Source organism: Candidatus Nitronauta litoralis, assembly GCA_015698285.1.
Classification (GTDB): Bacteria; Nitrospinota; Nitrospinia; order Nitrospinales; family Nitrospinaceae; genus Nitronauta; species Nitronauta litoralis.
Genome location: CP048685.1, coordinates 3,838,488 through 3,851,598, shown reverse-complemented (window position 1 = coordinate 3,851,598; position 13,111 = coordinate 3,838,488). Strand labels below are relative to the sequence as shown.

Annotated in this window: 8 protein-coding genes and 1 tRNA gene; all 9 read right to left on the bottom strand. The window is 45.8% G+C overall.

The features are described from left to right. Positions 1-69: 69 nt before the first annotated feature. Entirely contained in the window at positions 70-1,374 is a 1,305-nt protein-coding gene (locus tag G3M70_17590) for a DUF1501 domain-containing protein (protein QPJ63591.1), read from the bottom strand. A 137-nt stretch (positions 1,375-1,511) separates the two neighbouring features. Continuing rightward, complete coding sequence (locus G3M70_17585) at positions 1,512-4,082, bottom strand: DUF1800 family protein (GenBank protein ID QPJ63590.1); 2,571 nt, start codon at positions 4,080-4,082, stop codon at positions 1,512-1,514. Positions 4,083-5,151: 1,069 nt separating this feature from the next. Beyond that, a tRNA-Arg gene (locus G3M70_17580) sits at positions 5,152-5,228 on the bottom strand. A 103-nt stretch (positions 5,229-5,331) separates the two neighbouring features. After that, positions 5,332-5,664, bottom strand: a complete 333-nt coding sequence (locus tag G3M70_17575) for a hypothetical protein (protein QPJ63589.1) — start codon at positions 5,662-5,664, stop codon at positions 5,332-5,334. Between the two features lie 36 nt (positions 5,665-5,700). Continuing rightward, positions 5,701-8,334: an alanine--tRNA ligase gene (alaS, locus tag G3M70_17570; protein ID QPJ63588.1), complete on the bottom strand. Its 2,634-nt coding sequence runs from the start codon at positions 8,332-8,334 to the stop codon at positions 5,701-5,703. Positions 8,335-8,429: 95 nt separating this feature from the next. Beyond that, positions 8,430-9,440, bottom strand: a complete 1,011-nt coding sequence (locus tag G3M70_17565) for a KpsF/GutQ family sugar-phosphate isomerase (GenBank protein QPJ63587.1) — start codon at positions 9,438-9,440, stop codon at positions 8,430-8,432. A gap of 147 nt (positions 9,441-9,587) precedes the next feature. Continuing rightward, on the bottom strand, positions 9,588-10,643 hold the full coding sequence (locus G3M70_17560; protein ID QPJ63586.1) for an HDOD domain-containing protein: 1,056 nt from the start codon (positions 10,641-10,643) through the stop codon (positions 9,588-9,590). 493 nt (positions 10,644-11,136) lie between these two features. Beyond that, positions 11,137-11,784, bottom strand: a complete 648-nt coding sequence (locus tag G3M70_17555) for a response regulator transcription factor (protein QPJ63585.1) — start codon at positions 11,782-11,784, stop codon at positions 11,137-11,139. A 60-nt stretch (positions 11,785-11,844) separates the two neighbouring features. Further along, complete coding sequence (locus tag G3M70_17550; GenBank protein QPJ63584.1) at positions 11,845-12,735, bottom strand: sensor histidine kinase; 891 nt, start codon at positions 12,733-12,735, stop codon at positions 11,845-11,847. Positions 12,736-13,111 lie beyond the last annotated feature (376 nt).

Here is a 13,111-nt window from a genome sequence, read left to right as displayed (position 1 = left end):
CTACACAGGAAAGCTTGCAAGAATCCTGGCAGGTCTGGGGTGGTTTAATAAAGTAGTTTAGGCTATTTTCTATACAAAACCCAGGTTGTTACTCGAAAAGTTGGAAAGATTTGGAAACACAGTATCGAGCTCCGCCGGGTCCAGACCGTACCAGGTAGCCAGCGTGGCACCACACTGATCAAGGCTCGTAGTTGGAATCCAGCGACCTCGACTGTCCGTTGTGTCCGGGCCGTCCAACTGCAAAGTTGGGAAGTTTCCATAGATGCCAGAATTCACAGCCCCACCTAGAATAAACTGGGTTCCGCCCCAGGCATGGTCCGACCCGCCTCTCTGGTTTGGTTGAAAAGTACGACCAAAATCAGTGAGGGTAAAAGAAGTGACCTTTTGCGGAATCCCAAGCTCTTCGGTTGCGGTATAGAAGGCCGTCATGGCTTCGCTTAACCCGGTCAGTAATGAGGAATGCCGGCCGGGTTGATTGGAATGGGTGTCGTAACCCCCTGTCGAGACAAAAAAGATTTGTCTTTTCATCCCCAGAGCTGAGCGTGACTTGATTAACTGTGCGACTTGCCTTAACCGTGTTCCGAGTGAACCGGAAGGGAAGGGCGTGTTGATTGTTGTGTTGCGCAAGGCATCGTTGATGACTTCACCAATGGCGAGCCCGTCAGAGAAAATGGAGCTGGCGTGTTGGACCAGGCTGAAACCTGTATCAAAATCGAGCATCTCCTGAACTGCCGTTGTACGTGCTTCCCCAAAGCTGCCTCCGAGACCACTCAATTGGAATCCACCACTTCCCGAAATAGTTGCCGCCTGGGAGGGTGAGCCGGCAAGAAACTTGTTCGAACCGGAAAGAGAGACACCGGTTGGGAATGTTGAGGGATTGTTGACCCCAGGCATATTGTCTATTATCCGGCCACCCCAGCCGGTGGAAGAACTTTCACCAGGACTTGCTGTCTGCATCTGGTCCTGCTGATTGGAATGCGAGAAGAGGGAAAGAGGGCGCTCCTTGGTGCGGTTTCTATATTCTTCTTTGGTCATCGGTTCGACCAGGTTCCCCATATTAGCCACAATCGCCAGATTATCTGAAAGACCCTGGATTCCAGACATACTGGGATGTAATCCATAATCAGTAGAACCATAAGTGCTGTGATTCACTGTCCCGATTGGTAACAGGCTACTCGCCGAAATTGAAAGACTGGACCTGACGGAGTCGTAGTCACTGCGGGCCTGCCCGGAAATGGGAAGCACGGTATTGTCTGCATCATTTCCACCTAATAAAAATACACACACCAGTGCTTTGTAGTCCTCAGAGGTTTGTGCCAATGCGTTCAGGGATTGAAAGGGAAACATTTTTGATGCAACGGCGAAAGCCGTCATTTGAAGCGCTCGTTTCAAGAATTTTCTTCGTGTGTAAGACGCCATAATTGTGCCTCTCTATAAAAGATTTGCCCTGGTTACCGGCAAACTGGGATCAAAGGTTTAGGGATGCCTGTTGCTAAAGAATGCTCTCCCAATTAATGTTGCACCTGGTAACGTGAAGAGGTGGCTACCAGATACACCGCAACCTCGACCCGCGTTCCGCTTGAAATTTTGGGTACGTTAATTGCGGCAATAATACTGTTTCGCTCTGTTGTGCTGAGCGGTTCATGAAGAAGAGCGGCTTCGATTGCCTGTATCAGGGCAAGATCCTCAGTGATACTTTCAAAAGAGGACAAATCTACGGAAACACCCTCACCCAGCTTTGAATTGACTGCCTTGTCTACAAAGTTTGCGCGGGCAAAGGTGGCCGACTGGGTATGGATCTGAAATTCGGGACCAAAGAGATCGAGTCCAGAGGGTTTGTGAAGAGGAGAAAAATAGTTGAATACGCTTGGAGAGGTGAACAAATCCTGTCCCATCTCGCGAGTCCGGTTGTAAAGAGTGTTTTCCACTTCTACATCTGCACCAAGGGCGCGAAGGAGAGCGTTGCAAAACAGGATAGGTTCACGAAGATGGCCGCCGTTCGGATCGGAATCACCTGCTTCCGGATCGAGAAGGATGGCGGTTAAAACGGATTTCATGTCACCCCGAACACCCGTTTCGTTAGAATTGAATGCCATTGCTACTCTTTGGATATATTCCTTGCTTGGATTGCTTTTAACAAGGTGCCTGATGAGACGTGTCGCAATAAAAGGACCAACATTGGGATGATCAAAAATATGCCTGAGAGCCTGTTCGAGGTCCTCCCGGGTTGTCTGACCACCTGGCATGGTGAAGCCATTCATTAATGTTTTTGGGTCAGTGTCATGGTGTTCTTCATTGGCTTCCATGGGGCCATCATAATTTTTCGGGTTAGGCCACTTTGGGGTTTTTCCGGGAAGCGTGGGGTAGGTCCATCCAGTAAATACCCGTGACAGGTTCAGAATGACATCTTCCGAATAAGTTGGAATGGGATCACCGTTAGAATCTGTCTGCTCGGTCCCATCCTGATTGAGCAGGTTCAGTCCGACAGTGAAAAGCTGCAGTAACTCCCTTGCATAATTCTCGTTTGGGTTGAGGCCTTTTTCGGGTTTGGGTTTATCGTTGTTGATCATGTCCAGATAGACGCCCATTGTTGAGCTCAGAGTCACGTCTTCCATCAAGTCGTAAAAATTTCCAAAAGCATTGTCGTGTAACATCCGCATATAGGGCACGAGTTGTTCATCCTTGCGTACGGTATTGGCCGAAACCACAAATAACTGGCTTAGCGCAAAGGCGACTCGCTGGCGTAGCTGATCGTCTCCATGAAAAGCGTTGTAGAAAAATGTCTCACGCAAGGGGCGCAGAGAATCGGTGCCGTCTCTCGGGTCTGGGTAGGTTGAAGGAATGGCCGCAAACTGTTCTTCCAGAAAAGCCGCTTTTCCTATACTGGATACATGTTCCAGCAACGCGGGGGTAGGCCCCCAGGTGCTTTGTTCTAGAAACCGTTTGAAATCTGCTTCGGAGAGAGTGGGTGGGGCAATCGTGATGGCATGGTTGAGGGCTTTGCCACTATGATATTGCCAGCCTGAAGTTATTCCCAGTCCAATCACAAAATTGACGGATGTAATCGTTGTTCCATCCTGAATGACGGAGTGTACAAAGCTGGTCACGGTATCCTGAATAAGAAGATCGGCTTTTTCATCAGAATCATAATTTCCAGCATTGATGATCCGCCATCCTGGTTGGAGAAGGCCGGGGGTATACTGTCCTGACGGAGTCGTCCCATCCATAGTGATAATATTGACCACACCATTTGAATGAAGGAGCAGAATATCCTCTTTGCCGTCACCATCGAAATCCCCTGTTTCCTGAATAACCCATTCTTCAGTTGGATCCAGGTTGAAAGCTGTGGCCTGGGAAATGATGTTAGTGCCATCAAGCAGGGTTACGGTTACATCACCAGTGTTCTCATTGAAAGACAATAAATCAGTTTTACCGTCGCCATTAAAATCACCGGTGTCATAGAGTTCAAAGCCGCCAGCAATGTCAATCAAGGCAGCGGGTTCAATCGAGGTGAAAACACCAGTGTTGTCAAAAAGCATCAATCCAGTGAATCCACTTGTTGAGTCATGGAGAAGGATTTCTGCCCGGCCATCACCATCAAAATCTGATGCGCCCACTGGGGTCAGATTGTGTGTTGGATCCAGGATCATGACGAGGTCATCGGAGATGATGGAGTTTCCATTGATCAGAGTGATGCGGATTTCTCCGGTGGTTGAGTTGTAGAGGAATAGATCGGATTGATTGTCCCCGTTCATATCGGCGGTGGAATTTACAGACCAACCAGCCGCAGGGTCGAGGACTGAGACCGGGTCAAAACTCTGAAAGGTCGAACCATTCAGAAGGCCAATACCAATTACGCCGTCACCACGGACGCCAAGCAACTCCGAACCCGGATCACCATCAAAATTATTTCTTACAGTTCCGGGCGCACTGGTGGGGCCAGCGATTGTTTTTCCTGTTAAAGCGAGGCCTTCGCCTGATAAGGGTTCGGCGGCTAAGGCAATTGCGAATACATTCGCCAATAAAGCCATAGCCAGGAAAAAAGCCGTTGGAATAAAAAAACTCCGAGTTTTGTGTTTCATAAAGATCCTTTCTTCTGTTTGCCTGATTGGGCAAAATAAAAAACGGTGTTTTTGAAAAACACAAAACCCGTTTGCCCCTGTCGCCATGTATTCAAGTGTGTGTTGCCTAAATTAAGTTAAGAAAAAATATGGCAAAAAGAAAGGAAAAGACCTTTAAAATCAGTATGATTTTTTCGTCCACGTTTCCACTACCCGAGATAGGAGGGCTGTTTCAAAAACTTGTATTTCGCATTTTTAAAGTAGTTGGCAAAGGTAAAAGAGGGGAGAACAAAATTAAAATTTTATTCAGTTACCTTGTTCTGTTAGCGGTATGAGGAGTTAAGATTTAGAGTAATACAGCCTGGAACTTTCCAAAACCGTTAGAGATAATATCGGTTTTAGGCGGTTTTCCGGCTGGCAGATCTTTGATGCTGGAAGCTTGGGGAGCTGTTTCTTACTGAAGCTTTTTATCCTGTTGCCAGGTTTTGAGGAATATTGACGGGAGGTTGTGGGGGTGAGGAAAAGTAATCCATTGTAAGTGTGATAAAAATTAATAGAGCGCATATGCAAAATATTCCCAGGCAAATAACTTTAAAATAATTTAGTGCTGGATAAAGTTTTTCATTGATTGAGGCCTTGACCTTTTTATCTGCCCATAGATAAAGGCCTGTAAGCAACATTGCAGCCCAAAATATACCGATGGTCAATCCTATACCGAGAGGAATGCTGTGAAAAATATAATTAAAAAGTTTCCAGAAAATGCTGGCCAATAACGCGGGAAGGAAAAGAAAGAGTGTGATTTTATAGAGTTCTTTCATGTCATTGAGCCAGAATTGACGCTTTGATTGAAAGTTTGAGGGAGTGCCAGGAGTTTCAGGATTTGGAAAGCGTTGCGGTTTAAAAAATTTGTTAATGCGTTAACTGGCTGGAGAGGTAGGGCAATACAATTAATTAATGAGGACTATTCTTGTCCCTCTGCTGGATAAATTTAGCAATCCTTGAAGTAGCAAAAGCGTTTTTTGGAGGGGATTGCTTTGAGGATGTTTTGAGGGTAATTTTCGGCTGGCAAGGGTAAGCCCTTTTGCGAAAATGGCGCGCCCGGCAGGAGTCGAACCTGCGACCTTCGGAACCGGAATCCGACACTCTATCCAGCTGAGCTACGGGCGCTCAATCGAGCTAAACACAGATGTTATCATAATTTAGCTAAAAATATAAAAACTCTGTTTTTGATAACGCCTGCGAATTGCGGGTTAAAAACGGAAAAAAATTCTTAAACATCCTCGTCTTCGTCTCCAGCAGGTCCGGCCACCGCTGCATTGCCACCACGTTCATCCTGACCGAACTCCTGGATGACATCAAGGCGTACCCGCCACCATTTAATTTCAGATTTCAGATTCTCCGTGGCATCCTTGGGTTCTACCAGAGTTATCGTGTTGGCGTGGCCGGTGAGCACTTCAATTTCCTCCGGCAGCGTCAAGTCAAACTCAGCCATTTTTCCGATTGGGTCCTTGACCAGTTTTTCCTTGAAAAGGTCGTCAGTGACTGCTTTTGTTGCAACTTTTTTCCATTTTTCCAGTAATTCCTGCTTGCGTACGTTTTTCATGTATCCTCTGTATAGATAAGTTCAACTATTAAACGGTCAGAGTAAGCCCTTGACCGCGTTTAGTGCTTCATCAAGTTTCTCCGGCAGCGTGCCGCCCGCTTGTGCCATATCCGGCCGACCCCCACCGCTTCCCCCAACAATGGCTGAGATATTCTTTAAAATATTTCCCGCATGATGGGAGCCCGTGAGATCTTTGGTTACGCCTGCGGCCAATATGACCTTGCCCTTGTCAACGCCTCCGGCTACAACGACACCTGATTTTATCTGTTCTTTAGCATTGTCTATGAATCCCCGCAGGGTTTTGGTGTCAACGCTTTCAAGTTTTTTTACAAGAAGGGAAACGTCTCCAATTTTCTGGACTCCATCCAGAATACTGCCACCTGAGCTTTTACCGCTCACCAGCTTTTCTTTCAGGGAGGCGATTTCCTTTTCCATTTCCTTTTGCTTAATTAAAAGTTTCTCCAGTCGTGCGACTTCTTCATCAGGGGGGGCTTTAAGCATGGACCGAATAGAGGTTATATCCTGAAATTCTTTCTGGATACGTTGAAAGGAAATCGGTCCTGTTACTGCCTCGATTCTGCGGACACCGGAAGCGACCCCTGTTTCCTGTACGATGCGAAAAAAACCGATTTCGCCGGTAGCGTTGACATGTGTGCCGCCACACAATTCTTTGCTGAAACCGGGAACATCCACCACACGAACACGATCACCATACTTTTCTCCGAATAGGGCGACGGCACCTTCTTCTATGGCTTGTTCAATATCCATTTCATCTTTTTGAACAGGTATATTATTTCGAATTTTTTCATTGACCAGGTCTTCAAGACGAAACCTTTCCTGAGGACTTAAGGGAGTAAAATGAGTGAAATCGAAACGGAGTTTGTCTGGAGCGACCAATGATCCGGCCTGCTTGATATGGTTGCCAAGCGTTTCCTTCAGGGCTGCATGCAATAGGTGGGTGGCTGTATGATTGAACATGGTGTTCGAACGCCTTTCCTTATCGACTTCAAGGTGCAAAATATCACCCAACCTCACATTGCCCTGTTTAACTTTGACTTCATGGGCAATTAACTTCGAAACAGGTTTTTTAGAATCAAGTATTTCTACTATCAGGCCTTCATTAGTCGCGCGTCCACTGTCTCCCACTTGTCCACCTGATTCTCCATAAAAAGGAGTTTGGTCAAACAAAAGTTGTCCCTCTTCACCGGCGGAGAGTTGACCGGTTTCTTTGCCATCAGAAAGAATCGCGATCACTCGTCCTTCATCCTGAATGTTTTCATAGCCAAGAAATCGTGTTGGCCCGTTCTCCTCAAGAATCTGATTGTATACAGGAGAGATTGTTTTTTCACCGGAGCCTTTCCAGGAAGCCATGGCCTTGGTTTTCTGTTCCTTCATGGCTTTGTTAAACCCTACCATGTCGAGCCGAGTCCCGGTATCTTTTGCTGTTTCTTCGACCAGATCCACTGGGAAACCATACGTGTCATAAAGTTTGAAAACTTCTTCTCCCGGAATGGTAGTCTGGTTGTTCTTTTTCATTTTGTCCAGGATATCGTCGAGCATCCGTGTGCCGTAGGTGAGGGTGTTGATAAAGCCCTCTTCTTCATGGCGTACCACTTTCTGGATGAAACTCCTGTTGTTGTCCAGGTCGGGATAAGCGGGTTTGAAATCCGTGACAACCTGGTCCGTAATTTTATAAAAGAAAGGCTTTTCCATTCCCAGCAGCCGACCATGCCTCAAGGCTCTCCTCATGATTCTTCTAAGAACATAACCGCGCCCTTCATTGGACGGTAGAACACCGTCCGAAATCAGGAAAGCTGCAGATCGCGCATGATCCGCAATCACCCGCTGTGAGACGCCGCTTTCCAGTTTAGGGTCATAAGGTGTGCCGGTGACTTTTGCAATGGATGTGATAATTCCCATCATCAAGTCACAGTCGTAATTACTTGGCTGATTTTGGACGACAGCAGTTAACCGTTCGAGCCCCATACCGGTGTCGATACAGGGTTTGGGAAGGGGCGAAAGCTTCCCTGCCGCGTCTCGGTCGTATTGCATAAACACGAGGTTCCAGATTTCAAGGTAACGATCGCATTCACAACCGACAGAACATTCCGGTTTGCCACAGCCCAAAGCTTCTCCCTGGTCGATATAAATTTCAGAGCAGGGACCGCAAGGGCCGGTTGGCCCCATAGACCAGAAGTTATCCTCTTCTCCCATACGGTAGATTCGTTCCTGAGGAAGACCCATTGATGTTTCCCATATCTTGTACGCATCGTCGTCCTCTTCATAAACAGAAGCGTAGAGGCGGTTTTCAGGAAGGCCAATTTCTTTGGTTAAGAATTCCCAGGCGAAGGCAATCGCTTCTTCTTTGAAATAGTCCCCGAAGGAAAAGTTGCCCAGCATTTCAAAGAAGGTGTGGTGGCGGGCGGTCCGGCCTACCATTTCGAGGTCGTTGTGCTTGCCTCCTGCGCGAACGCACTTTTGTACTGTTACCGCTCGAGGGTGAGGCGGTTTTTCCTGGCCAAGAAAAATATTTTTGAATTGAACCATTCCTGCGTTGGTGAACATCAGGGTGGGATCATTTTGGGGTACAAGAGGGGCACTCGGAATGATGGAATGCTCTCGATCTCCAAAATATTTAATGAATTTTTTTCTTATTTCTTCGCCAGTCATGTTTGCAAAGTCTTGGTCAAAAGCGGATCGGAATAGCTAAAGCCGCTGAAGTTGTAAATTAAAGGGTGATTGCCCACGCAATCTCCCAGGGATTTTTATAAACCTGCTTTTAAAAGGTCATGAAGGTGTAGAAATCCATCCAGGTTGATTCCATCTGGTGAAACAACCAGGCTTGTGATTTGATGCTCTTCCATTTTTTGCAAGGCTTTTGCTGCGAGTTCGTTTTTATCAATGTGTCGGGGAGAAGGTTTCATGAATCCTGACGCCTTGAGTTGGGTCGTGTCTGTTTTCTTCTCAATCAAACGACGAATATCTCCATCGGTGATTATTCCAAGAATCTGCCTGTTGGTATCGGTGACGAGAGTGGCACCCAGCCGTTTGGAGCTCATCTCATCAAGCACGCAAAAAAACCCTGCATCTGCGGGGACTGTTGGTATTTCGTTACCACTGTGCATCAGATCTTCAACGGTTGTTAATAGTTTGCGCCCCAGGCTCCCACCGGGATGGAATTGCGCAAAATCCTCCGGACGAAACCCTCTTTTCGCCAATAGGGCCATGGCGAGGGCATCTCCCATGGCCATGGTGGCGGTTGTGCTAGCGGTGGGAACTAGATTGAGAGAACAGGCTTCTTCCTGAACACTCACATCAAGGACCAATTGCGCACGCCGCCCAAGAGTTGATTCCGGAGCTCCAGTCATAGCGATTAATGTGCATTTCCTCCGGTTGATCGCGGGTAACAACTTTAACAGCTCTTCCGTTTCCCCACTGTTCGAAATCATCAGCAACGTGTCATTTTGTTTTAAAACCCCCAGATCGCCATGGCTTGCTTCTGCTGCATGAAGAAAAATAGTGGGCAAGCCAATACTGGAAAATGTGGCGGCAATCTTGGTGCCAACCAATCCAGATTTCCCGATTCCTGTTATGACCAGATTCCTGGATTGGCTGACGAGTTGATCCAAATGATTGACAAGACTGATAAATGAAGAATCCAACCTCTTCCTCATATCGTCCAGAGCCTGGCTTTCTATTTCGAGCGCTTTACGTCCAGCTTCCAGAAGCTTGAAGTCGGGCGAATCCTGTTGGATCTTTTTAGCAGTTTGGGTCATAAACGTGTTGTTTTTTAAGGAGAAAATTTACTGCCATATAGTATCACAATTACCTTATTTCAATAACCAACATTCTCCTCAGACATTCAGGAGGAAAGAGGCTGTAACTTATTGGATTAAAAAAGAAATTTTATATGAAAAAATGGATCAGGCGATTATCAGGCGTTTTGCTTCATCTGTCAGTGAAGTGACATTGCCTTTAATATTTTCAAGGAGGGATCGGGTCAGGCCCAGTGACTGAACAGCCAGAGAATCGGGTCTGGGGAAATGTTTTTCTCCAGAACTACCCAGTTTTAAATCATGAGCAATAGCCTCACTCAAATGGAGGATATATACCGACTGCGAGGGGTTTTTCAGATCATTTGGACGATGGTGGTAAATCACTCCCTCTGTGATCGCATTTTCGAATCCCCACTTCCGAAGCAGATTGCCTCCAATTTGCGCGTGAGTGAAGTCAAACACCTTTTCCTCCGCCTCAAAAAGTGAAGAACCCGAATTCTTGCATAGAGTGACTGCCTTGAAGGTGGCATCCGGGAAATGATTGGCTAGGATTAATCTCCCAATATTAAGCACCAGCCCCGCCAAAAAATACTTTTGATTATTTTCCTCTCCTAGAAAATTGGCTATAGATTTCGCGGCAAGGCCGGAAACAATTCCATGGGTCCAAAAGGCGTTCTTGGAAACCAGGAATGACTCTGGAGTTTGAATAAGGTCGACAATTTCAAGAGCAAGAACCATTTGAGCCACAGCCTCCAGAGGCCAATTCTCAAGGAGATCTCGAAAGTTTTGAAAGGTGTCCTGGTCGAAAAAACAGGGGCCATTGATCAGTTCCAGCAGTCTTTCTCCCAGGAAAGGAAATTTTCCAAGGAGATCTGCAATCTCCTCGCTGCTTGGATTATTTTTATTCTTTAGATTGTTTAGTGCGTTGAAAAGGGGTGGGGGTTGGAAGGGATTTCCGTTTAGAAGGTTTTCGATTTTCTCCTGTCGTTCATCTTCTTTTTTATGCTTTTGGCGGATTTTTTCAATCAGTTCCTCTTTTGAAGGAAGAGAGCGCGTTGACTCTTCCTGCTGACTGTCAGGGTTTTCGGCAAATTGCATTCCACAATCGCCGCATTCAAAAAAATCGAAGGTGATCGATTTCGAATACAGGGAACGATTGCCTTCGCTTTTAATATTTTCCGAAGAACATTTTGGGCATTTCATGGAAAAAAATTCCGGAAACGATCTGAAAAGTAGAAAAAAGATGGGGACAATAAATATAGGCGGATGGTATCACGAAGTATCGAATAGTAAAAGGGGACCGTCTTATTTCCAAAAAAGAAGACCTTTGCATAACCCCGGTATCAAAGCAGTGTCGGTCTGGTAGGAACAGAGACAAAAATTCCGTCATCGCGAACGGGAAGAGGGGACTCGGCCAAGTTGTTTTTCCGGAGCTTTAGTGTCCAGAGGGGTGGACCCAGAGGTTTTTTTTCAGTTTCTTCCGGGCGTTGCCCGGCTGGATTGTTTCTTCGCAACGGTTCCTCGTAGTGGTGAACACTTTGTTCCAAAATATTCCACTTATGCAAAGCTGTCCAAAAAAAAGAGGCAACCGGGGACCGGATGCCTCACTGCAAAAAACTATTTAATAAGCCTTCTAGAAACTAACTGGATAATTTCGGGGAAATATAATCAGGGAAAAACTAAATTCCCTGACCCATCAGTCCTCAACTAACCCGGCCTGAATTGCATAATGGGTTAGTTGCGCGTTATTTTTCATTTTCATTTTGTTCAGGATGCGACTTCTGTGGGTACTGATGGTATTGACACTTAGGGTCAACTCCTGCGCGATTCCTGTCACTGTTTTTCCAGATGCGATCATACATAAAACCTGGAACTCCCGATCGGATAATGTTTCATGTGGAGCTTTTTCATGATCCAGGAATTCATAAGCGATTTTTTCTGTCAACCTAGGGCTCATAAATTTCCCGCCCTGGGACACTTTGCGTAATGCATCCACAATCTGGCTGGGAGGACTTTCTTTAGTGAGATAGCCCGAGGCTCCCGCTTTCATGAAACGAATCGCATAGCGATCTTCCGGATACATACTTAAAATCAAAACAGGAAGATCAGGTTGATCCTTTTTAAGTTGCTTTAGAAGTTCAAGCCCGTTTGGCCCAGGCATTGAAATATCCAGAAGCAAAACGTTGTACTGTTTGTTTTTGATTTTGTCCAGAAGTTGAAATCCATCTTCAGCTTCATCGATGACCTCAAATTCTGGAAACCGAGAGAAGGCGGTTTTTAAACCTTGACGGAAAATCGGATGGTCGTCTGCGATCAGCAGTTGAATCGTGTCAGTAGTAATCATGTTTTTATTATATAACAGAGATCGTGTCTGTCTATGCCTGATAACATTTTTTTTATTTTATCAGGCTAATTCCAAAGGAAAAGAAAAACTAACTTCAGTGCCGTTTGGTGCGGCGCGTTCAATATTAAGATCACCCCCGAGGTTTTGGGCTCTTTCTCTCATTCCAATTAATCCTAGAGATGTGATTCTTGATAGTTGTTCGTTCGTAATGCCCTTGCCGTTATCACGAACAATAAGCTCGAGCTTTCCTTGTTCATGCTTCAGGGAAACTGTGACATGCTTGGCATTTGCGTGCCTGGCAACGTTTGTTAAGGCTTCCTGGCAAATTCTGAAACAGGTTGTCGACAGTTCCTTTCCGAGGTTTTCAGGTAAGCGCTGAATTTCACTGTGTATTTTAATCTGGGTTTGTTCTTGAAATTCCTGTGCCTGCCATTCAAGAGCTTCTGATAGCCCCAGTACATCAAGGATGCCGGGTCGTAATTCTGTTGAGATTCTGCGGACTGTTTCAAGTGTTGTCTCTACCAGTCCCATCATCACTTGTATGTCTTCCTGAATAGGAAATCCTTCCTCGAGAGTTCTTTCTTCGAGTATTGCCAGTTTCATTTTTAATGTGGTCAACATCTGCCCAAGTTCATCGTGGATTTCTCTTGATATCCGGGTGCGTTCTTCTTCTCGCACATTTTCGAGGTGGTTGCTTAGGTTTTGGAGTTTCTCGTTTGAGGTTTTCAGGCTTCGTTCCATTATTTTTCGCTGAACGATTTCATCCTGCAATTGCCGGATAGCTTCCCTTATTTTTTGTGTGCGATCCTCAACTTCATTTGATGCTTTAGCTTTTAGTTTTCTTATTTCAATTTTCCTCTTTTGATCTTCAATCGCTAGGCTTGCTATTTTCGCTATGTTCTGAATAAAGGAAAATTGCGATTGTGTAGGTTTTCTTTTTGAATGGGTCAACAGGCTAATGGTTCCGAGCCAAGCACCCTTTGAGTTTGATATCAAGGCGGTGTGACAATACCGGTAGGCTGGGTATAGCGACCCAACGCTTATGGCCTTCCAGCCGGGAGCGTTTTTAAGGTCTGCGGAGATTATTTTTTTTTCCTCATGGTTTGCCCCAGAAAAGACACTTTTAAAAGTGGAATGCTTCAGATCTTTTATTTCTTTTAAAAACCTGGGGGGAAGGCCAGGACCTGTCACTTGCCTGATGGATTGGGAATCAAAATAACAAAGGAGAGCTGCGGTTTCGTGTATGGAGGTTTCAATTTGTTTTGCAAGGAAGTTGAATATGTTTTTAATGGGAGTGCCTTGATGAAGAAGGTCCAGAGCACTTTGC